General features: G+C 63.3%; 19 protein-coding genes. 11 read left to right on the top strand and 8 right to left on the bottom strand.

The annotated features are described in order from the left end of the window. Positions 1 to 405: 405 nt before the first annotated feature. The 4 genes from PSN43_RS14035 to greA all read right to left on the bottom strand — a co-directional run bounded on the left by PSN43_RS14035 (position 406) and on the right by greA (position 4,971). Entirely contained in the window at positions 406 to 2,589 is a 2,184-nt protein-coding gene (locus PSN43_RS14035) for a glutamine synthetase III family protein (RefSeq protein ID WP_272701362.1), read from the bottom strand. A gap of 406 nt (positions 2,590 to 2,995) precedes the next feature. After that, the gene (locus tag PSN43_RS14040; protein ID WP_272701363.1) at positions 2,996 to 3,640 is read right to left on the bottom strand and encodes an RluA family pseudouridine synthase; all 645 of its coding nucleotides are present in this window, start codon (positions 3,638 to 3,640) and stop codon (positions 2,996 to 2,998) included. Continuing rightward, the gene (locus PSN43_RS14045) at positions 3,637 to 4,413 is read right to left on the bottom strand and encodes a hypothetical protein (RefSeq protein ID WP_272701364.1); all 777 of its coding nucleotides are present in this window, start codon (positions 4,411 to 4,413) and stop codon (positions 3,637 to 3,639) included. The genes PSN43_RS14040 and PSN43_RS14045 overlap by 4 nt, the downstream gene beginning before the upstream one ends. Before the next feature lie 63 nt (positions 4,414 to 4,476). Beyond that, entirely contained in the window at positions 4,477 to 4,971 is a 495-nt protein-coding gene (gene greA / locus PSN43_RS14050) for a transcription elongation factor GreA (protein ID WP_272701365.1), read from the bottom strand. Between the two features lie 384 nt (positions 4,972 to 5,355). Between greA and PSN43_RS14055 the strand changes: the two genes are divergently transcribed. The 5 genes from PSN43_RS14055 (at position 5,356) to PSN43_RS14075 (ending at position 11,341) form a co-directional block, all read left to right on the top strand. Continuing rightward, the gene (locus tag PSN43_RS14055) at positions 5,356 to 6,531 is read left to right on the top strand and encodes a BMP family lipoprotein (RefSeq protein ID WP_272701366.1); all 1,176 of its coding nucleotides are present in this window, start codon (positions 5,356 to 5,358) and stop codon (positions 6,529 to 6,531) included. A 2-nt stretch (positions 6,532 to 6,533) separates the two neighbouring features. Beyond that, a complete protein-coding gene (locus PSN43_RS14060; RefSeq protein WP_272701367.1) occupies positions 6,534 to 8,012 on the top strand; it encodes an ATP-binding cassette domain-containing protein in 1,479 nt (492 codons plus the stop codon). Beyond that, a complete protein-coding gene (locus PSN43_RS14065) occupies positions 8,009 to 9,052 on the top strand; it encodes an ABC transporter permease (RefSeq protein ID WP_272701368.1) in 1,044 nt (347 codons plus the stop codon). Before PSN43_RS14060 ends, PSN43_RS14065 begins: the two co-directional genes overlap by 4 nt. Continuing rightward, on the top strand, positions 9,053 to 10,036 hold the full coding sequence (locus tag PSN43_RS14070; RefSeq protein WP_272701369.1) for an ABC transporter permease: 984 nt from the start codon (positions 9,053 to 9,055) through the stop codon (positions 10,034 to 10,036). A gap of 102 nt (positions 10,037 to 10,138) precedes the next feature. Further along, positions 10,139 to 11,341: a hybrid sensor histidine kinase/response regulator gene (locus tag PSN43_RS14075; RefSeq protein WP_272701370.1), complete on the top strand. Its 1,203-nt coding sequence runs from the start codon at positions 10,139 to 10,141 to the stop codon at positions 11,339 to 11,341. A gap of 37 nt (positions 11,342 to 11,378) precedes the next feature. Here PSN43_RS14075 and PSN43_RS14080 read toward each other — a convergent pair whose 3' ends face one another. Then, complete coding sequence (locus PSN43_RS14080; protein ID WP_272701371.1) at positions 11,379 to 13,493, bottom strand: PAS domain-containing hybrid sensor histidine kinase/response regulator; 2,115 nt, start codon at positions 13,491 to 13,493, stop codon at positions 11,379 to 11,381. A gap of 276 nt (positions 13,494 to 13,769) precedes the next feature. On the opposite strand from PSN43_RS14080, the gene PSN43_RS14085 reads away from it, so the two are divergent. The 3 genes from PSN43_RS14085 to PSN43_RS14095 all read left to right on the top strand — a co-directional run bounded on the left by PSN43_RS14085 (position 13,770) and on the right by PSN43_RS14095 (position 16,222). Beyond that, entirely contained in the window at positions 13,770 to 14,252 is a 483-nt protein-coding gene (locus PSN43_RS14085; protein WP_272701372.1) for an ATP-dependent zinc protease family protein, read from the top strand. Positions 14,253 to 14,257: 5 nt separating this feature from the next. Next, positions 14,258 to 15,163 (top strand): 30S ribosomal protein S6--L-glutamate ligase, encoded by a 906-nt coding sequence (gene rimK, locus PSN43_RS14090; protein WP_272701373.1) that lies wholly within the window; start codon positions 14,258 to 14,260, stop codon positions 15,161 to 15,163. Positions 15,164 to 15,232: 69 nt separating this feature from the next. Next, on the top strand, positions 15,233 to 16,222 hold the full coding sequence (locus PSN43_RS14095; RefSeq protein ID WP_272701374.1) for a succinylglutamate desuccinylase/aspartoacylase family protein: 990 nt from the start codon (positions 15,233 to 15,235) through the stop codon (positions 16,220 to 16,222). 20 nt (positions 16,223 to 16,242) lie between these two features. On the opposite strand, the gene PSN43_RS14100 is transcribed toward PSN43_RS14095, so the two are convergent. Then, on the bottom strand, positions 16,243 to 16,422 hold the full coding sequence (locus PSN43_RS14100; protein ID WP_272701375.1) for a PLD nuclease N-terminal domain-containing protein: 180 nt from the start codon (positions 16,420 to 16,422) through the stop codon (positions 16,243 to 16,245). Positions 16,423 to 16,703: 281 nt separating this feature from the next. Here PSN43_RS14100 and corA point away from each other — a divergent pair, with 281 nt between their 5' ends. The 3 genes from corA to PSN43_RS14115 all read left to right on the top strand — a co-directional run bounded on the left by corA (position 16,704) and on the right by PSN43_RS14115 (position 18,773). Next, on the top strand, positions 16,704 to 17,768 hold the full coding sequence (gene corA, locus PSN43_RS14105) for a magnesium/cobalt transporter CorA (RefSeq protein WP_272701376.1): 1,065 nt from the start codon (positions 16,704 to 16,706) through the stop codon (positions 17,766 to 17,768). Positions 17,769 to 17,790: 22 nt separating this feature from the next. After that, entirely contained in the window at positions 17,791 to 18,081 is a 291-nt protein-coding gene (locus PSN43_RS14110; RefSeq protein WP_272701377.1) for a LapA family protein, read from the top strand. An 89-nt stretch (positions 18,082 to 18,170) separates the two neighbouring features. Next, positions 18,171 to 18,773 carry a YceI family protein gene (locus PSN43_RS14115; RefSeq protein WP_272701378.1) on the top strand — a complete coding sequence of 201 codons (603 nt, stop codon included), beginning with the start codon at positions 18,171 to 18,173 and terminating at the stop codon, positions 18,771 to 18,773. Between the two features lie 127 nt (positions 18,774 to 18,900). Here the strand turns inward: PSN43_RS14115 and PSN43_RS14120 are convergent, their stop codons facing one another. Both PSN43_RS14120 and PSN43_RS14125 read right to left on the bottom strand, forming a co-directional pair. Continuing rightward, entirely contained in the window at positions 18,901 to 19,590 is a 690-nt protein-coding gene (locus tag PSN43_RS14120) for a TorD/DmsD family molecular chaperone (protein WP_272701379.1), read from the bottom strand. 49 nt (positions 19,591 to 19,639) lie between these two features. Further along, the gene (locus tag PSN43_RS14125; protein ID WP_272701380.1) at positions 19,640 to 20,425 is read right to left on the bottom strand and encodes a dimethyl sulfoxide reductase anchor subunit family protein; all 786 of its coding nucleotides are present in this window, start codon (positions 20,423 to 20,425) and stop codon (positions 19,640 to 19,642) included. Positions 20,426 to 20,427 lie beyond the last annotated feature (2 nt).

Below are 20,427 nucleotides of genomic sequence, written 5' to 3' on the forward strand. Positions count from 1 at the left end.
ACCTCTTTCCAGGGCATGTGCACCTCCAGGCTTCCATGCCCAAAGTGTTACCCATGTTCCCGGACTAATGTGTTACCTATGTACCCGGACTGTACCGTTCTTTCCTCCCCTTCCCCCGGACCCCCATCCCCTTCTTTTCCCAAACTTTTTATTGCCGCTTCGCGGACTTTGCACGCCCGGCCGTCCGCACCTCACCCACGCGCCACCCTCTTTTTCCCACCTTTGGAGCAATTCGTGGGCAAAGCCCTCTCGAAAGAGACTCTCCCTCCCCTGCAGCAATCCACTTCCCCCCTTCGGAAAATGTGCAGATGGCCCGCTCTCGAAAGCCGCGCCGCGTCACAGAACACGAAAAAAGAGGGCTCCGGTTTCCCGGAGCCCCTTTTTTCGTGTTCTGTGACGCGCTTACTACTTAATGAAGAGCATTTCCTGGTAGCTGGGCAGCGGCCAGAGATCGTCGGCGACGATGCCCTCGAGGCTGTCGGCCACTTCGCGGACGGCGAGCATGGCGGGCAGGGTCTTGGTGACCTTGTACTTGGCGTCCTCTTCAGGGGAATCGAACTCATCCTTGGCGATGATCGAGTCCAGGGCCAGGATGTTCTGCTGGAGGTCACGCAGCTTGTCGGTGACTTCCTGGAGCAGGATGGTACGGGGCTCGATGCCTGCGGCCTTGATGGAGGCGGCGACCTGGGCCAGTTCGCCCTGGTAGCGGATGGCGGCGGGCAGGATGATGGTCTTGGCAATCTTCACGACCAGCAGCGACTCGGTGACGATGTGCTGGTTGTACTGTTCATGGTAGATTTCGTAGCGGGAGTGCAGCTCATCCTTGGACAGGACGCCGTACTTCTCGAAGACCTCGATCACGTCCTTCCCGATCATGGCGGGCAGCGCGTCCGGGGTGGTCTTCAGGTTGGGCAGGCCACGCTTGGCCGCTTCCTTCTGCCAGGCGTCGGCGTAGCCGTCGCCGTTGAAGATCACGTGGCCGTGCTTCTTCATGATGTCCTGGAGGACTTTCTGGCAAGCGGCCTTCAGACCGGCCTTCTTGCCGCCGGTGATCTTGAGGATCTCTTCGGTGACGAAGTCCAGGGAGTCGGCCATGATGGTGTTCAGGGCAACCTGAGCGCCGGCGATGGACTGGTTGGAGCCGACCGCGCGGAACTCGAAGCGGTTGCCGGTGAAGGCGAACGGGGAGGTACGGTTGCGGTCGCCGGAATCCATGGGCAGCGGGGGCAGGGTGTCGACGCCCACCTCAAGGCAGCCCTTGGACTTGCAGCCCTTGAGGTCGCCCAGTTCGATCTGGTTGAAGATCTCGGCAAGCTCGTCGCCCAGGAAGACGGAGATGATGGCCGGAGGCGCTTCGTTGGCGCCCAGGCGATGGTCGTTGCCTGCGGAGGCGACCACGCCGCGCAGCAGCTTGGAGAATTTCTCGACGGCGCGGATGGTGGCCGCGGTGACCGCCAGGAACTGCATGTTCTCATGCGGGGTCTTGCCCGGAGCGTACAGGGAGCCCTGGGTGGCGGTCGAGATGGAGTAGTTCAGGTGCTTGCCGGAACCGTTGATGCCGGCGAAGGGCTTCTCGTGCAGGAGGCAGGCCATGCCGTGCTTCTTGGCCACGGACTTCAGGGTGGTCATGACCATCTGGTTGTGGTCGGTGGCCAGGTTGGACTGCTCGTAGACCGGAGCGATCTCGAACTGGCCGGGAGCGACTTCGTTGTGGCGGGTCTTGACCGGCACGCCCAGCTTGTACAGCTCACGCTCGACCTCCATCATGAAGGAGAGCACGCGGCGAGGAATGGCGCCGAAGTAGTGGTCGTCCAGCTCCTGGCCCTTGGAGGGCTTGGCGCCGAACAGGGTCCGTCCGCAGACCATCAGGTCGGGACGGGCGAAGAAAAAGTTGCGATCCAGCAGGAAGTATTCCTGCTCGGGACCGGCGTTGGACACGACCATGGAGCCGTCGTCGGTGCCGAAGACCTTGAGGAAACGACGACCGGCCTTGTTCAGGGCCTGGTTGGAACGCAGCAGCGGGGTCTTCTTGTCCAGGGCGTGTCCCTTCCAGGAGACGAACGCGGTGGGGATGCACAGGAAGGTGCCGTTGGTGTTCTCAAGGATGTAGGCAGGGTTGGTCACGTCCCAGGCGGTGTAGCCGCGGGCCTCGAAGGTGGCGCGCAGGCCGCCGGACGGGAAGGAGGAAGCGTCGGGCTCGCCCTGGATCAGCAGCTTGCCGTCGAATTCGGCGATGGCGCCGCCCTCGCCGTCGGGGTTCAGGAAGCCGTCATGCTTCTCGGCGGTCAGGCCGGTCAGGGGGTAGAATACGTGAGTGTAATGGGTTGCGCCCTTGGACATGGCCCATTCCTTCATGGCGGCGGCAACGGGACCGGCCACGGAGGGGTCCAGCTTCTCGCCGGTCATCTTGGTATTCATCAGGGACTTGTAGACTTCCTTGGGCAACATCCCCTTCATGACCTTGTCGCTGAAGACGTTGGAACCAAAGATCTCGGCCGGAGAGGTCTCCGCGAAATTCAGAGGCTCGATGCTGGGTTTGTAGTTGGTCACCGCATTGATCGCGTTCTGACGAGTCTGATATCCGCTCATGTAATGCTCCTTCAGGCAATTGGATGTGGGTTTTCCGGCGTCCGGCCGGCCAAAGGGCGCCTGACCCTTGTTGTCTAGACGCCCTCTGTACCAAGTTGTATGCCAAACAGGGAAAAGGTCGTATATTCAACAAGATGCGTCGATTCAAATTTTCAGCCGACCGGGAATTACTACGAAAATGTAGTTTTTCGCCCCTTTTTCGGCCTTCCTGTATAACAAATTTGCAAAAAAAATTCCGTTTTCACACAACACTGCAATTTAGCAGGGGAAGTCTGTTACGGAATTGGCAAGCGAAAAAGGCCGTAACCCCGGGTATTTTGGAAGGCGCGAACGGTCTTTCCCGAGCCGCCGAAAGGAAAGCACAAAAATGGCATTATCGGCCGTTTTGCGTGTAACCGAAGACGGGTCAAAACGGAGCCGGGGAGACAAATTCGAGGGGGACGCGGGTGACGGGATGGCGGAACCGCAGAAGCGAGGCATGGAGTTTGAGCTGTCCGGGGCCCGTGCCGGTGCCGTAGAGGCGGTCTCCGACGATGGGGAAACCCAGCCCCTTCTTGTGAGCCGAATGCAGCCGGAGCTGGTGGGTCCTGCCGGTATGGGGCATGAACTCGACGCGGGTGCGGCCGTTTTCGACGCCGAGGCTGCGCCAGCGGGTCACGGCGGGCTTGCCGTTCACCGGATCATAGACCTGATAGGGGCGGTTGTCCGGGTCCAAACGGAACTTGAGCTCGATGATCCCGCCCGATTCCCTGACGACGCCGTCGATGAGGGCGATATACCGCTTGCCCACCAGCCGGTCCATGAACTGCATGGACAAGTCGCGGTGGGCCTCCGCTGTCAGGGCCAGGGCCAGCAGGCCGGAAGTGTCCTGGTCCAGGCGGTGGACCGAGGGCTGGTCGATGCATTCGGGCCGCATGGCCTTGAGCCGGGTTGCGACGCTGTCCTGGTTGGCCTCGCCCTTTCCGGGAACGGAAAGCAGGCCGGACGGCTTGTCGACGACCACCACGGCGTCGTCCTCGAATACGATGTTCAATCCTTCCGACGTGGTCATGCATCCTCCAGACCGCAGAGCATGAAGCCGAAGATACGGCCGCACTTGTCCAGGCAGGACGTGTAGAATTGGCCGTGCTCCTTTGAACCCGACCTATTCGTCCTGCCGAAATAGAATTCCGCCAGCCCCAGCGGCGTCAGGCCGTTGAGGGCGGCCCAGCCGAGCAGCTTGGGCGCACAGCAGTCGCCCGTGCCCGTGGGCGGATTGCCTGCCGGGAACACCGCCTGCGGCAACGGAACGGTTTCGCCCCGGAAGTTGGGCAGCCGGTACATGGCGTGTATCTCCCGCATGAGAGCGGCCGAAGCCTTCCTGCGCCGGTAGATGAGCAGGTCGCGGGCGGGCGACCCCTGAGGCAGCCCGACGATTTCCCTGCCCATGGCCTTGATCCGCTGCTCCGGTTCGAAGGTGTCGCGCCGGAACCGGACCGTGTCCAGCAACGGCGGGACCCATCCGTCCACTTCCCATACTGAGTTGTATTGGCCGGAGAAGGCCTTGAGGACGAAGGTCGCGCCCGAGTCGTCACGGGCGGCAAGCACGCCGAACATCTGTCCGCCCGCCTCGCCGTGGAGGTACTCCGTGGAGAACCTCGGGTCGGGCTCGGGCGCGTCGAAATCGATGCGCCCTTCCCGCTCCATCCGCTCGAACAGGGCGAGCGCGGGGCCGCGCGCGGGCCCGAACGGCAGGACATGCTCCCTGCCGCAGCGGGCGCACCCGCCCCGGCAGGCGACTGCGGAGTCGAATTCCCCGGTGAAACGGATGGGTGTGGGTTTCATTATAAATAAAAGCCCCGTCGCCGGAAGACGACGGGGCGGGTCATGCAAGATGCGGCTTTCGCACTATCTGAGGTTCAGTCCGGCCGCGCCGAGGAACTCAACGGAAACGATTTCGTATTCAATGCGGCCGCGGGGGGCGTCCACGATGATCTCGTCACCCTCCTCTTTGCCCAGAAGGGCCTGTCCCATGGGAGAGAGCACGGAGATGGAGCCCTTCTTGTGATCCGCGTCGTCGGGGCCGAGCAGAGTAAAGATGCGCCGCTCCTCGGTATCGATATCCTCCACCTCAACGGTGGCGCCGAAGATGGCCCGTTCGCCGGAGAGAGAATCCAGATCGAGGACGTCGAACAACGGCATACGGGAATTGATGTAGCTGATACGGGCTTCCAACATCCCCTGCCGCTCACGGGCGGCATCGTACCCCGCGTTCTCGGAGAGGTCCCCCTCCGCACGAGCTTCCGCGATGGCCTGGATGATTGCCGGACGCTGGGCCTTGAGGTCCTCAAGCTCCTTGGTGATCTTTTCAAACCCTTGCTTAGAAATGGGAACGCGATCCATGGTCAAAAACCTCTCTAAAGTGATTTCGTCGCCGGGTAACAAAAAAGATACAGGCCGCGCGGCATTCCTTAAAAAGCTACGCGGCTGCATATGCGTCATCCAGCTGACTGTCGGCAACATAGGACATACTATCGCCGGGGTCAAGCTAATCCGGACGCTTTCCCCCCGAACGGGAGCTTTCGGAGCGCATTATCATATTATTTGTACAAACAGTAAGCTGTTGACACGACCCCGGCTTCTAATCCAAGAATAGACTTTTGCGGGAGTGTCGGCTACACCGTTCCCGCCGCTTTTTTGCGGGCCCCGTCCGGGACCGCGACACAACAACAGCCCGCAGCATTCGCCGCGCACCGTCACGGGCGGGCATCGAACATGGAGGAGAGGATGAAACGTTTCACCATGCTGCTGGCCCTGGCCGCGAGCGCGCTTTTGCTCATGTCCGGGCTGGCTTTCGCCAAGGATTTCACCATCGGCCTGATCCTGGTCGGCCCCTATAACGACAAGGGCTACAGCCAGGCGCAGTACGAGGGCGGCAAGTACGTCGAAGCCCACATGGACGGCGCCAAGCTGATCTACCTCGACAAGGTCAACCCGGCGGACCGCCCCGGCCTGACCATCCCGCAGGTCGTCGACGACCTGATTGAAAAGGGCGCGGACCTGATTATCGCCGGTTCCGACGACATGAAGGACGGCATCCTGGAAGCCGCCTCCATGCACCCCGACAAGATTTTCGTGCACGCCTCCGGCGACTCCGCATGGTCCGGCAAGGCTCCGGCCAACCTGGGCAACCTGTTCGCCAAGATGATCTACTCCAAGATGCTCGCCGGATTCACCGCCGCCATGACCACCCAGACCGGCAAGATCGGCGTGGTCGGCCCGCTCATCAACGAGGAGACCCGCCGCCTGATGTCCGCCGCCTACCTGGGCGCGCGCTACGCCTGGACCGAAGTGCGCGGCATGGACGCCAAGGACCTGACCTTCAACGTCAAGTGGATCGGCTTCTGGTTCAACATCCCCGGCGTGACCGCCGACCCGACCCAGGTGGCCGGTTCCTTCTATGATTCCGGTTACGACGTGGTCATCTCCGGCATCGATACCCCGGACAACGTCATCGTCGCCAAGCAGCGCGCCGACGCGGGCAAGAAGGTCTGGGCCCTGCCCTACGACTACGAGAAGGCCTGCGAAGGCCAGGGCGATATCTGCCTCGGCGTCCCCTACTTCAACTGGGGTCCCGGCTTCCTGCGCCTGGCCAAGACCGTGGCCGCCGGCACCTACAAGCCCGGCTTCGAGTGGGAAGCTCCCTACTGGGCCGACTACAACAACCACGACAAGTCCCCGGTGGGCTTCATGGCCGGTCCCGGCGTCACCCCCGAGGTCAAGGCCGCGCTCGACAAGTTCATCGCCAAGATGGGTTCCGGCGAGCTGAACCTGTTCACCGGCCCGCTCAACTACCAGGACGGCTCTCCGTTCCTGAAAGCCGGAGAGACGGCCACCGACAAGCAGATCTGGTACATGGAACAACTGCTTGAAGGCATGGAAGGCCTGTCCTCCCCCGAATAGGGATGATCGTTCTCAACGACATACATAAACACTACGGCCGGGTTCGGGCCAACGACGGCATCAGCCTGACCCTCGAACCCGGCCGTATCTACGCTCTCGTCGGCGAAAACGGCGCGGGCAAGTCCACGCTCATGCGCATCCTCGCGGGGCATACCCGGCCGACATCCGGCGAACTGGTCATCAACGAGGAATCCCTGAGCCACCTGACTCCGGCCCTGGCCCGCGAAAAGGGCGTCGGGATGCTCTACCAGGACCCGCTGGATTTTCCGGCCATGCCCGTTTGGGAGAACTTCCAGCTCGGCGCGCCCAAGCGCAGCAAACGGGAAGTGGTCGACATCATCGGCGAGCTCTCCTACCGCCTGGACGCCTGTTTCCTGCCCGACGAGCCGGTGTCCAGCCTGACCGTGGGCGAACGGCAGCTTCTCGAACTGCTGCGCCTGCTCGACCTCGGGGCCACCACCCTGATCCTGGACGAGCCCACCACCGGCATCACTCCCGAGCAGAAGCAGGATCTCTTCGACCTGCTCATGAAGCTGGCGCGCGAGGAGGGGCACACCATCGTCCTCGTCACCCACAAGCTTTCCGAGGCCTTCGAGATGGCCGACTCCATCTTCGTCATGCGCCAGGGAGCCCTGGTCGGCACCCTTACTCCGCCCTATGGCGAGAAAGAGCTGGTCTCCCTCATGTTCGGCGAGGCCGCCGACGGCGAGGTGGAGCCCATGCCCGAGTTGCCCGCCGACACGGGCAAGCCCCGCCTGGACATGCACGACGTGCTTTTCGCCGGTCCGAAGTATTCCATGGGCGGACTGAATTTCACCGCCAGACCGGGAGAATGCATCGGGCTGGCCGGGCTCGACGGCTCCGGCCAGGAACTGTTCCTGCGCGGCCTGTGCGGCCTGGACCGTATGCCCGGCGGCTCCTTCGATCTGGACGGCGTCAACCACGCCTCCAACAATTTTGCCGGACTGCGCAAGGCAGGAGTCCAGTTCGTGCCTGCCGACCGGCTCGCGCTCGCCCTGTTCCCCGACCTGAACCTCATGGAACACATCACCCTCGCCTTCCCGGACCGACACGGCGACCTGACCGAATTCTACCGCTCCCAATGCGTGGACAAATTCAATCTCCAGGCCCACCCTGACACCCACGCGGCCGAACTGTCCGGCGGCAACCAGCAGCGCCTCCTGCTCTCGCTCATTCCCGACGAGGCCAAGCTCCTGCTCATGGAACACCCCACGCGCGGCCTGGACGCGGGATCGGCCAGACAGGTCTGGAACCACCTGAAACGGCGCTGTGCCGAAGGGGCCACATTGATCTTTTTCTCACCGGACCTGGAGGAAGTGCTCGAACACAGCCATAGGGTCATCGTCTTCTACGACCGGACCATGGCCGCCGTGGTCGAAGGTGAGGACATCTCCATGGAAGTGGTCGGCGCCCTCATGGCGGGCAAGCGATACGACGAACTCAAGGAGGCCAAGGCATGAACCGCGAATCCCTCCTGATTCAGACCGGCTGGCTCGCCCTGGCCCTGCTCCTGGCCCTGGCCCTGACCGTAATCGTGGCCCTGCCCTCGGGAGCTCCTCCCCTGAAAACCATCTACGTGCTGTTCCAGGGCGGCCTGAGCTCCTGGTCCAAGGTTGGCCGCGTGCTCGCAGGCTGGGTTCCGCTGACCCTGTGTTCGGTCGGGCTGCTCATCCCGTTCACGGCCCGGCTGTGGAACATCGGCGTGGAAGGCCAGGTCATCATGGGCGCCATCTTCTGCACCGCTGCCCTGCGTCCCTTCGACGACGGCGGCTCCGCCTGGGTCATCGCCCTGGCCCTGGCCGCGTCCGTTGCGGGCGGCGCGCTCTGGGCGCTGCTGGCCGGACTGCTGCGCGTCTTCGGCCGGGTGCATGAGATATTTTCCGGCCTCGGCCTCAATTTCGTGGCCCTCGGCGTCACCCTGTGGCTCATATTCGGGCCATGGAAACGGCCCGGCGTGGCGTCCATGTCCGGAACCCAACCCCTGGACATATCCCTGTGGCTGCCCAGGCTCGGCAACATGTCGGTGAGCTGGGTGGGCCTCGCCCTGGCCGTGGCGGCTCTCATCCTGGTCTACATCCTGCTCCACCGCACCAAGTGGGGGCTCAAGCTGCGCGCCGTGGGCGAGAATCCCAAGGCCGCCACCCTGTTCTCCCTGGGACCGCGCCGCCGTTTGCTCCAGGCATTCATGCTCTGCGGCGGGCTGGCCGGACTGGCCGGAGCCACCCAGGTCCTCGGCGTGTATCACAGGCTGCTGCCCAACATTTCCTCGGGCTACGGCTACACCGCCCTGCTGGTGAGCATGATGGCCTCGTTCAGGCTTTCCCTTGTGCCGTTCATCTGCCTCTTCTTCGCCATTCTCAACGTGGGCTCCATCCAACTGCCCCTGCAACTCGGCCTGGACTCCTCCCTGTCCGGCGTGATCCAGGGCATCATGGTCCTCTCCCTGTTCATCGTGCAGGGACTGAGGCTATGGCTCAAGCAAAGGAAGGAGACGGATTAAATGGATACCTTCGCCCTGACCATCGCCGCCATCCTCATGGCCGGAGCTCCCCTGGTCCTCGCCACCCTGGGAGAGACCCTGACCGAAAAAGCGGGCATCGTTAACCTCTCGCTGGACGGCTCCATCCTGCTGGCCGCCATGGCCGCCTTCGCCTGCTCCGCCACCTTCGACTCCCCCTGGCTCGGGATGCTGGCGGGCGCTGCGGTCGGCGCGGCCATCGCGGGCGTGCTCGGCGTCATCGGCATCTATCTCGGCCAGTCCCAGCTCGCGGTCGGCTTCATCCTGACACTGCTCTCCCGCGACCTGGCCTACTTTCTCGGCCACAATTTCTCCCGGCAGCCCGGGCCGGACCTCGGCCTGTGGACCATCCCCGGCGCGGGCGACGTCCCCTTCGTCGGCCTGATCTTCGGCTCGCAGTCCCCGGTGGTCTACATGAGCCTCGGAGCCATCGCCTTCTGCTGGTGGTGGATGTTCCGCACCGAGGGCGGTATGCGCCTGCGCGCCGTGGGCGAATCCCCACGAGCGGCCTTCGGACGCGGCATCCGGGTCCGGTTGGTGCGCCTGTACTACTGTCTGGCGGGCGGAGCCCTGGTGGGGCTTGCGGGGGGCGCGTACTCCCTGGCCGTGAAGCCCGGCTGGGGCAGGCCGCAGGGCTGCGAGGGCGCGGGCTGGATCGCCCTGGCCATCGTCATCTTCGGAGGCTGGCACCCGGTGCGCACAGCGCTCGGCGCGTTCTTCTTCGCCGCCCTGCAGGTGTCCGGCATTCACCTCCAGGAGATATTCCCGTCCATCCCGGCTCCGGTCTTCCAGGTGGCCCCCTTCCCCATGATGATTCTGACCCTGTTGGCCGTAAACATGGGCCGCATGGGCTGGATTCAGGACATCGTGCGCCGCTACCCGGTCCTCAAAAGCCTGTCCAAGGGGTGGTCCATTGAAGCCCCTGCCGCGCTGGGCCAGGACTTCAATCCCAAGAAGGGGCTCTGATCCAGCACGCTCCCTGAAAAGGGAATTAAGCGGACTTTCTTGCTCAGAGGTGAAAAATGCGGTAATTTCATTGATGGTAGTCCCTTAATCAATGGAGCCGCAATGGACACGAGTGAACGCCCCACCGTCCTAATAGTCGACGACAACCGTCTGAATATCGATCTTCTGGTCGATGTTCTCAAGGACGACTACAAACTCCTTGTGGCGCTTAACGGGCTTACGGCGCTGGAAATCCTCCGCAACACGCTCCCCGACATCATCCTCCTGGACATCATGATGCCCGAGATGGACGGCTACGAGGTCTGCAAACGGATCAAGAGCGAAGAGCGGACCGCGCAAATCCCGATCATCTTCATCACGGCCAGATCGCAGAGCGAAGACGAGGCCAAGGGACTGGCGCTCGGGGCCGTGGACTACATCACCAAGCCGGTCAATCCGGCCATCGTCCAGGCTCGGGTCAAGACCCACCTCGCCCTGTACAACCAGAACCGCGAACTTGAGGAAAAGGTCCGGCAGCGGACCTTCGAACTCGAAAAGAGCAAGGAAAAAGCCGACGAGGCCAGCCGGGCGAAATCCGCCTTCCTGGCCAACATCAGCCACGAGCTTCGCACGCCGCTCAACCACATCATGGGATTGTCCAGTCTGCTCCTCGAAATCGACACCGACCCCGAGCGGCTTGAACTGATCCGACCCCTTCACGATGGAGCCGCGCAGCTCGCCGGGCTTTTCGACCAGCTCCTGGACCTGACCATGCTCGAATCCGACGCGGTGCGGATCGAATTCAAACACTTCGACTTCTCCAAGGCCCTGTCGCGCCTGGCGGCCGTGTTTCACGCCTATGCCCTGAAAAAGGGCGTGGAGTTCGAGTTCGTCGCCCACGGCGATGTGCCGGAGGTTCTCTACGGCGCGCCGCTGGAAACAGCCCAGGCCCTGAACAACATCCTGCTCAACGCCTTTCGCTACACGGAAAAGGGCAAGATAAGCCTGGACGTATCCAGGGACCCGGTCCGCTTCGCCGGGAACGGACAGAACCAGGTCATGATCCTCTTCACGATCACGGACACGGGCGTCGGCATCCCTCCCGACCGCCTGGAAACCATCTTCCACAGCTTTGAAATAGGGGAGAAGGTCATGACCAAGCGGCTGAGCGGGTCCGGCGTGGGACTGACCATATCCAAATACCTCATCGAAAAGCTCGGCGGCGCCATCTCGGTGGAGAGCACGGTGGGCAAGGGCAGCGCCTTCTCCATTTCCCTGCCCTTTTTCCTGAATCACGAGAAAGGGGACAAGCCCGCATCGGCCTAACCCCGCCCAAGGGAAGACAACAGCCCGGCGGGGCTCATCACCCCCCGCCGACCGGCCGTCGGGCATCGCCCGACAGTGCGATCTCCAACGCCTCCAACAGCTTTCGCCTCTCCACGGGCTTGACCACGTAGCCGTCCATTCCCGCCGCGAGAAACTTCTCCCGGTCGCCGACCATGGCGTAGGCGGTCACGGCCACGATGGGGATGTCCGCCCGTTCCTCACCGGCCATCCCGGCCCGAATCGCCAGGGAGGTCTCCACCCCGTCCATCACCGGCATCTGGATGTCCATAAGAATCACGTCGAAGGCCGCGCCGCGCAGTGCGGCGAGGACCTGTTCGCCGTTCTCCACGCCGGTGACGGTATGCCCTGCCTTTTCCAGGATACGTTTGATGACCAGGCTGTTGACCCGCTCGTCTTCGGCAAGAAGGATGGACAGCGGACCGGTCGCGCGTCCGCGCATCGAGGCGATGCTCACGGCCGGAGGAGCGCCCGGAGCCTCGTCGAAGGGCAGGGAGACATACAGCGTGGTGCCGACGCCCTCCTCGCTTTCGATAGCCATGTTGCCGCCCATTAGGGAAACCAGATTCCGGCAGATGGACAACCCGAGCCCCGCGCCCTGGTACCGGCGGGTGTGGCCCCGGGAGACTTGGGTGAAGGCGTCGAACAGGGTGCCGACCTTGCTGTCCGGTATCCCCGCCCCGGTGTCGGACACGTAAAAAAGGATTCGATAGCCGCCCGAAGGGAGGTTCGGAAGCCTATGCGCGGCCATGACGACGCGCCCGGAGTCGGTAAACTTGAAGGCGTTGCCCATGAGGTTGGTCAGGATTTGCTGGAGCCGGACGGCATCCCCCACGGCCCGTCGCGGAACGTCCGCGCCCAGTTCGCAGGCCATGTCCACCCCGGACTGGGCTGAAGTGAGCCTGAACAGGTCGCAGACCTGTTCGCAGGTCTCCACCAGGTCGAAGGGAGCGTTGCGCACGGCCAGCTTGCCCGCCTCCACCCTCGACAGGTCTAGGATGTCGGTCAACAGGTTCATCAGCCTCCGCGCGGATTGCAGGGCCGCCCGCGTGTACTCGGACTGCTCCTTGTCGAGGCCGGTCGACTGGATGAGCTGGAGCATCCCCATGATCCCGTTGAGCGGGGTCCTGATCTCGTGGCTCATGTTGGCGAGAAACTCCGTCTTGGAGCGGCTGAACGCCTCGGCCTGCTCCTTGGCCGTCCGCAAGGTGTCCTGATCCTGCTTCCGTTCGCTGAAGTCCTCCAAGGTGGCGATGACCTCGGTGGGGGACCTGCCGGGAACGACCGGGTTGAACTGAACATGCAGGAACGCCTCGCGCCCGCCGCCGCCCGAAACGAAATAATCGTCGCAGGAGGACGGACGACCGGCCATGGCCGTCTCCAGGGCCCGTCCCAATTTCGGGTTGCGCCCGCGCAGGAGTTCGGCCCCGATGATGTCCCCCCTGGCGGCGCCCATCATTTGCACGAACCGGTTGTTGCAATCCAGTATCCGCCCGTCCCGGCCGAACCGTATCATGCCAAGGGGGGAGTTCTCGAAGATGACCCGGTGGCGTTGTTCGCTGTCCCGAAGCACGTCCGCGAACCGATTGCGCCCGGTGATGTCCCGCGCCACGCCGAGCACGCCGAGCAGCGCGCCGTTTCCGCCGAACAGCGGCGTCCTGATCGTCTCCAGGCACTCCTCATGGCCGTCGTCCCTGTAGACGCCCCGTTCCTCGTTGACGCAGGGAACGCCCGCCTCCACGGCCCTGCGGTCCTGCTCCCGGATGGCGTCGGCCAGGCCGACCTCCACGAAATCGTAATCCGTCCGCCCGACAATGTCCGTTGCCGCCGCTCCGTAAAAACGCTCGAAACATTGATTGCAGAAAACGTAGGTTCCGGCCGCGTCCTTGAACCAGACCAGTTCGGGGATGGATTCCAGCAGGATGCGCAACTGCGCCGCGTCCGCCGTGAGGTCGACGCCGGGAAAACCGGTTGCGGCAGCCGAACGGCACGGCTCCTCCACTACGGCCTTCCTGGTGGGCTGGGACGTCCATGCCGCCCCCAAGGCGGCGCCAAGCCGCTCCCTTGTCCGTTCCAGCTCGGTCTCGAGGTCGGCGATACGCCGCCTACACTGTTCCAGGGTCGCGTATTTCAAGTCTTCCTCCGGATTTACTGAGCTCCGTTGGTTGCCCGAAAAGCCTCCATCAATCGGCAGTAGCATGAAAACAGAAGGGGCGGAATCGGATTAGAATCCGGCAAGGTCCGGCCGGGATTTCCTGCGGGCGGGACCATTACCCGGCGCGACGAAATGTGATATTGAACGCAAGGGGCGGGCGGGAAGGCCGTTTGCTCCGGGACCGCGCCGCGCGCAGGCCCGCACGACCATTTCGAGCCCGGCGGTCCCGCCGGGACGACCATCGCAAAGGAACACATGAAAAGACCGAAAGAACCGAAGATGATAATCGGCTGGCGGGAATGGGTATCCCTGCCCGACCTCAACGTGCCCGCCATCAAGGTCAAGGTGGACACAGGAGCCAGGACTTCCGCCCTGCACGCCTTCGACATCGTTCCCTTCGAACGTGACGGCATCCGTTACGTTTCCTTCAACGTCCACCCCCTGCAGGGGAACGACGATCTTGTCATTCCGTGCGCCGCTCCCCTGGTGGATCGCAGGAAAGTCACCAATTCGGGTGGACAAAGCCAGAGGCGGCATGTCATAGCGACCACCCTGCTTCTGGCCGGACGGTCCTGGCCCATCGAATTGACCCTGACCAATCGGGACGAAATGCGATTCAGGATGCTTCTCGGACGCAACGCCATGTCCGGGCGGCTTCTGGTCGATCCGTCCCTGTCCATGCAGGCAGGAAACGCCGTCGGAAAACGGGCGTACTCCAAACGGAAGAAAGGTAATTAGCCTCCATGAAAATCGTCATTCTCTCGCGCAAGTCCAGCCTGTATTCCACCCAGGCCCTGGTCGACGCAGGAAAAGCTCGCGGCCATAAGGTTGAGGTCGTCAACCCTCTGCGCTGCTACATGAACATCACCTCCCACAGCCCGTCCATTCACTACAAGGGCGAACAGGTGGTCGGCGTTGACGCGGTCATCCCGCGCATAGGCGCGTCCATCACCTTCTTCGGCTGCGCCGTGGTTCGCCAGTTCGAAATGATGGGCGTGTACAGCCTCAATGAATCCATCGCCATCACCCGGTCCCGCGACAAGCTGCGCAGCCTCCAACTGCTCTCGCGCAAGGGCATCGGCCTGCCGGTTACGGGCTTCGCCAGCTCCACCCAGTTCACCGGCGACCTCATCGATCTGGTGGGCGGCGCGCCCCTGGTGGTCAAGCTGCTGGAAGGCACCCAGGGCATCGGCGTGGTCCTGGCCGAAACCAGACATGCGGCCGAGAGCGTCATCCAGGCCTTCCAGGGTCTCAACGCCAACATCCTGGTCCAGGAATACATCAAGGAATCCAAGGGATCGGATATCCGCTGCCTGGTGGTGGGCGGCAAGGTCGTCGCGGCCATGCGGCGCACGGCGGGCAAGGGCGAGTTCCGCTCCAACATCCACCGCGGCGGCACCGCCGAGCCCGTCAGGATCACCCCGGAAGAGCGCTCCACCGCAGTCCGGGCCGCCCGCATCATGGGCCTGAACGTCTGCGGCGTGGACCTGCTCCGCTCCAACCACGGCCCGGTGGTCATGGAGGTCAACTCCTCCCCCGGCCTGGAGGGTATCGAAAAGGCCACGGGTATCGACATCGCGGACAAAATCATCGAGTTTATCGAGAAGAACGCCAAGCCCGGCAAGACCAAAACGCGCGGCAAGGGCTAGACGCCGCGCGAAAGACTCGGGGAGGACAGGGACCATGACCAGGCTTCCGTCACCATCGGCGGCCTGACCGTGGCGGCCGGAACCAGCGCCACCGCGCTTCTGCCCGTGCCCGACACCTCCCTGCGCCAGGGCTCCGTCATGCCGGTCCACGTCGTCCACGGCAGACGCGAGGGACCGTCCTTCTTCGTCTGCGCCGCCCTGCACGGCGACGAACTGAACGGGGTGGAGATCATCCGGCGGCTGTTGGGCATGAAGCGGCTCGGCCAATTGGCCGGCACCCTGTACGCCATCCCCATCGTGAATATATACGGGTTCATGGCCAACACCCGCTACCTGCCGGACCGGCGCGACCTGAACAGGTTTTTCCCCGGCAAGGAAGGCGGCTCGCTGGCTTCGGAACTGGCGTCGGTTCTCTTCGAGAACGTGGTCAGGCGATGCGGCTACGGCATCGACCTGCACACAGGCTCCAATCACCGCCGGAACCTGCCGCACATCCGGGGCGACATGGAGGACCCGACGGTCCTGTCCATGGCCAAGGCGTTCGGCGCGCCGCTGGCCCTCGACCTTTCCGGCATGGAAGGCTCCCTGCGGGCCGCCGCCAGGGAAATCGGCGTACGCGTTTTGCTCTACGAGGCGGGAGAAGCCCTGCGCTTCGACGAGCTCTCCATCCGCGCCGGGCTGCGCGGCATCACCTCGGTGCTAGAGGCCCTGGGAATGCTCCCCGCGGGCAAACGGAAGCGCGAGCGGCCCCCCCTGCAAATCGCCACGGACCGGGCCTGGTGCAGGGCTCCCGCCAGCGGCCTGTTCCGGGCCGCAGCCAAGCTCGGCCAGCACGTCGTCCGGGGCGAAGTTCTCGGAACCGTCCACGACCCCTTCGGCGGCCGGTCCACGGACCTGGTATCGCCGCAGGACGGCGTCGTCATCGGCGATCAGTCCCTGGCCTCGGTCTACAAGGGAGACGCCGTCATGCACATCGCCCGGTTCGACGCGCCCCGCCAGGCCCAGGCCTCGATGGACGAATATTCGGAGATGGTCATGGACGCCAGGGTGGCGCGCTAGGCGCGGAACTCAGCCCGGCGTCAGCCCTTCGGCCCCATCAGGAACCAGAACAGGAACCCCAAAATGGGGAACAGCAGCACCAGGATGATCCAAAGCACCTTGGAGCCGGTGCCCGCCGAGCTCTGAAAAATCTTGACCAACGCCCACACGTCCAACACAAGGATGATGAGTCCGAGCAACCCGCCGATTTCAATACCCATATTCCACTCCCTTTTGTTCGAATCCACCGTGTGACGCCTTCCTCCCAAGGCCGCTCCCCGCAGGATGGCTGCTACCGACGCTAACACGTTTCCCCCGGTTTCGACAATTTTTTGCGCGGCGTGGCTCCCGCCTCGATACGCGCCGCGCTCCCCTCCATGCCTTTTTCCGGCGCAAAAACGGTTTCATCCGTCGTCGATACGTTATATCATGATAATGATGATCGGCATTGGCGGCGCGCGCCACGTCCCATGCCCGCATGAAGGGAAACCCCGAGGAGCCCATGGCCAGATTTCTGAAACGAGACGACAAGACGGCTGGCAAGCCACCGGGATCGCTCATTTTCGTCGGCCTGCAAAAAACCGACGCCCCCAGGTTGCGAATCATTGAATACGACGGGGACAGCCTGCGCGACGAATGCCTCGGGGATTCGGACGGCCTGGCTCCCTGCCCGGACGGCCCCGGCGTCACCTGGCTCAACGTGGACGGCCTGCACGTGCCCGAAATCATACGCCGCGTGGGCGCGGCCTACTCCATTCCCCCGCTTCTCCTGGAGGACATCGTCGATACCGGACATCGGCCCAAGATGGAGGAGTACCCGGACATGGTCTTCATCACGCTCCGGATGCTCTCCCTGAGCGAGGACCATGACCGGATCGTCTCCGAGCAGTTCTCCTGCGCGCTCACGGGCCGCTGCCTGGTCACGTTCCAGGAACGGCCTGGCCTCGTGTTCGAGCCTGTTCGCGAACGCCTTCGCAGACACTCCGGCAAACTCCGGCAGCGCGGTCCGGGCTACCTGCTCTACGCCCTGCTCGACTGCGTGTTCGAAAACTACCTCAAGGTCATCGAGATCATGGGCGAACGCATCGAAGCTTTCGACGAGGAGATTCTCGACGCGCCCTCGCCCGAGCTGCTCGAAGAGATCAACATCTGCCGCCGCGAGATGGCCTTCGCACGCAAGGCCGTGCGCCCGATCCGGGAGATCGCGCTCAAGCTGGCCAGGGCCGACAGCCCTCTCCTGGACGAAGACATGCTCCCGTATCTGCGCGACCTGAACGACATGGCCGAACAGGTCTCCGAGGCCGTGGAGACATACCGCGAAATGCTCAACGACCACCAGAACAGCTACAACATGGCCGTGGCCAACCGTCTTAACGACGTGATGAAATTCCTGACGATCTTCGCCACCATCTTCATCCCGCTCTCTTTCATGGCAAGCCTGTACGGCATGAACTTCGAATTCATGCCCGAACTGAAGTACCATTACGGCTACTTCATCCTCCTCGGCGGTATGGCCGCCGTGGCCGGAGGCTTGCTCATCTACTTCAAAAAACGCAAATGGATCTGATTCCACGAAAAGGAGGCCCCTCATGGACAACGGCAATACCCCAATGAATGCAAGTCAAAAGCAAACCCCAACGATCACCTGGCGGAAAATCCGCCTGGGAGCCATCATCACGCTGATCGCGTTGTGGGTCCTCTTTCTGCTCCAGAACACCGAACAAACCCAGGTCTCGTTCCTCTGGCTCACCTTTACCGCCTCGCGCATCCTGCTCCTTCTCGGCACGCTGTTCGTAGGCGCCGTCCTGGGTGCGTTCCTGACCTACCGGTTCTGCGCCAAGGGGAAGAAATCCCAGCTCAAACCGCCGCAGTTCTCCTGACGGCCGGACGAGAAAACCGCCGCGCCCGGCATCGGCCCAGGTGCGGCGGATACGATCGAAACGGAAACGAAACCGCGAGGATACTTGCCATGAAACGGAAATTATCATTCACCTTGTTCCGCATACCGGCGGCAATGCTGCTGGTCCTCTGCCTGGCCGCAACGGCCGGGGCCGAGACATGGAAGGTGGACCCGGACCACTCCGCGGCCCACTTCTCCATCCGCCACCTGACCATCGCCCAGGTGCGCGGCATGTTCCCGGCAGTCACCGGAACCATCGAGTTCGACGCGGACAAGCCGAAAGCCTTCGACATCTCCATCGATGTGAACAGCATCGACACGGGCGTCGAGGCCCGCGACGCGCACCTCAAGAGCAGCGACTTCTTCGCCGCGGAAATCCATCCGGTCATGACCTTCAAGAGCACCCGGATTTACCCCGCCGACAACGGCTACGCGGTATCCGGCATCCTGACCATCAAGGGTGCGTCCCGAGAAGTGAAGCTGGTCGTCACCGGCCTCGACACGCCGCGCGCCGATCCCTGGGGCAACACCAGGAGAGGCGCGGCCGCGGAGTTCTCCATCGACCGCCGGGACTACGGGGTGGACTGGAACGCCCCGCTCGACGGAGGCGGCTTCATGGTCGGCAATACCGTCCAGATCGCCGTGGACCTCGAAGCCGTCAAGGTCAAATAGAGAAACGGAAAAGGCCCCATGCGCTGCGCACGGGGCCTTTTGGTTTATACGTTTTCATACCGTCCCGGCCAAAGCCGTCATGCGGCCTCGATGCGAAACGGGGATCGCGGCAACTCCGGCAAAACCGTCAGGAGTCTTCCGCCAACGCCCCGGACAGCAGGGAAGCCGAGGACAGCAGATGCTTCCAGAAAGGCGTGCCCGCCGCATCGGCGAGCTGCCGGAAGCACTCCGGAGCCCATCGGGTGAAGTGCTCCTCCAGGAACGCACGCACGTCCGACTGGGTTGGTTGCGGACGGGCGTCCGGCCCGCCCTCTTGGCCCTTCACGGCGGCGTCGAACAGCCAGCCGCAGAAGGCCGCCTCAAAGCCTATATGGTCCTCGGCCTCGTACCCGACCTTGTTGATCTCCCACTGAAAGCGGGCGTACCAGTCGCGGACCGCGAAACTCTCCTCGGTGAAAAGAATCTTCTCACTGGAAAGCCACACGGATTCCCACAGGGGCACGGGAAGCTCGGGGACGCGGAACAGGGCATTGAACTCGCCAAGGGTTCTCGCGAGCTCGGCTTCATCCACCAGCAGGATACGGATGTCATCCCCCAACGCCTCTATCGGGGCGTCGAGTCCTGCGTCTTCGAAGAAGACCCGCCAGGAGTCCGACAGACCGGACGCCTGAACCAGGACGGGCCTGCCGGACTCACCGGCGATGATATTGAATCCGTTGCAGGCCACGCCGACGAACCGGAGAAAGGACCCCAGCACCGTCGTTCCGGCCGCGCCCGCGGCGGACGTTCGGCCTGCATGTCGTTCAACTGACGGCATGTGTTTCATACTCCTTGCGCCGCCGTTGAAACGGCAGACGTTCGACATTCTAGCTCAACATCCCGATGTTGGCCGCATAGAAGAGCATACGGCCGACCACCGCTCCGACGAGCACGACAACGAAACCGATCCGGACGAAACCACGCCTGCCGGGAACGCCATAAGCAGTCAGGACGCCGCCCGCCGCGTAGCAGGCCGCCTGCGTCAGCGTGACGCAAATGGCCGCCGAGGCGAAAACGCCCAGTAGCGCGGGATTGAGCGGAGCCAACATGCCCCCCAGCCAGAAGGCGGGCAGAGACAGGGCGAGCAGCCCTCCCACCAACGCCGCGCTCACGCTGGCGGCAATGGCGGGCCGTTCCCATCCTTCGGGAGCCAGGGCCAGGGCCGCGCTTCCGCCCAGCAGGAGCATGGTTCCCAGGAAGGCCAGGGCCGTTCCCCAGGAATTCCAAAGCGGCACGGACGCGTTCTGGACGTAGATCTGGCTCATGACCAGGACGAAGGCCACGCCGCCAAGGCCCACCAGCCAATTGAACCTGGCCGAGAGCACGTTGAAGAAGCGCAGCCCGATCAGGACGAAGAAGACCGCGCCCATGAGTATCTCACGCGAAAGCCACGAGGACCCCACGTTCGAAAGGGCGAAGGCCGCCGGCAGGTAGGATTGCAGATGCAGCACGGCGCTCGCGCCGGATACGACGAGAGCCGCCAGCGCGACGATCCAGGCCATCCGCTCTTCGGCCTGATGTTTTTGCAGCCCCGTCAGCCAGACGAGGAGCGCGATACCGGCGGAGAGCTGTCCGAACACGGTGAAGAAGACAAGAGGATATTCGTATGTCATGG

The sequence above is a fragment of the Desulfovibrio sp. Fe33 genome (assembly GCF_028532725.1).
Taxonomy (GTDB): domain Bacteria; phylum Desulfobacterota; class Desulfovibrionia; order Desulfovibrionales; family Desulfovibrionaceae; genus Pseudodesulfovibrio.

What these genes read in the sequence shown, in the direction of transcription:
- PSN43_RS14110 (WP_272701377.1), top strand. Translation starts at nt 17,791, where the DNA reads ATGGACAACGGCAATACCCCAATGAATGCAAGTCAAAAGCAAACCCCA.
- greA (WP_272701365.1), bottom strand. Translation starts at nt 4,971, where the DNA reads ATGGATCGCGTTCCCATTTCTAAGCAAGGGTTTGAAAAGATCACCAAG.
- PSN43_RS14055 (WP_272701366.1), top strand. Translation starts at nt 5,356, where the DNA reads ATGAAACGTTTCACCATGCTGCTGGCCCTGGCCGCGAGCGCGCTTTTG.
- PSN43_RS14120 (WP_272701379.1), bottom strand. Translation starts at nt 19,590, where the DNA reads ATGCCGTCAGTTGAACGACATGCAGGCCGAACGTCCGCCGCGGGCGCG.
- PSN43_RS14115 (WP_272701378.1), top strand. Translation starts at nt 18,171, where the DNA reads ATGAAACGGAAATTATCATTCACCTTGTTCCGCATACCGGCGGCAATG.
- PSN43_RS14125 (WP_272701380.1), bottom strand. Translation starts at nt 20,425, where the DNA reads ATGACATACGAATATCCTCTTGTCTTCTTCACCGTGTTCGGACAGCTC.
- PSN43_RS14065 (WP_272701368.1), top strand. Translation starts at nt 8,009, where the DNA reads ATGAACCGCGAATCCCTCCTGATTCAGACCGGCTGGCTCGCCCTGGCC.
- PSN43_RS14075 (WP_272701370.1), top strand. Translation starts at nt 10,139, where the DNA reads ATGGACACGAGTGAACGCCCCACCGTCCTAATAGTCGACGACAACCGT.
- PSN43_RS14100 (WP_272701375.1), bottom strand. Translation starts at nt 16,422, where the DNA reads ATGGGTATTGAAATCGGCGGGTTGCTCGGACTCATCATCCTTGTGTTG.
- PSN43_RS14035 (WP_272701362.1), bottom strand. Translation starts at nt 2,589, where the DNA reads ATGAGCGGATATCAGACTCGTCAGAACGCGATCAATGCGGTGACCAAC.
- PSN43_RS14070 (WP_272701369.1), top strand. Translation starts at nt 9,053, where the DNA reads ATGGATACCTTCGCCCTGACCATCGCCGCCATCCTCATGGCCGGAGCT.
- PSN43_RS14085 (WP_272701372.1), top strand. Translation starts at nt 13,770, where the DNA reads ATGAAAAGACCGAAAGAACCGAAGATGATAATCGGCTGGCGGGAATGG.
- PSN43_RS14045 (WP_272701364.1), bottom strand. Translation starts at nt 4,413, where the DNA reads ATGAAACCCACACCCATCCGTTTCACCGGGGAATTCGACTCCGCAGTC.
- corA (WP_272701376.1), top strand. Translation starts at nt 16,704, where the DNA reads ATGGCCAGATTTCTGAAACGAGACGACAAGACGGCTGGCAAGCCACCG.
- PSN43_RS14060 (WP_272701367.1), top strand. Translation starts at nt 6,534, where the DNA reads ATGATCGTTCTCAACGACATACATAAACACTACGGCCGGGTTCGGGCC.
- PSN43_RS14040 (WP_272701363.1), bottom strand. Translation starts at nt 3,640, where the DNA reads ATGACCACGTCGGAAGGATTGAACATCGTATTCGAGGACGACGCCGTG.
- rimK (WP_272701373.1), top strand. Translation starts at nt 14,258, where the DNA reads ATGAAAATCGTCATTCTCTCGCGCAAGTCCAGCCTGTATTCCACCCAG.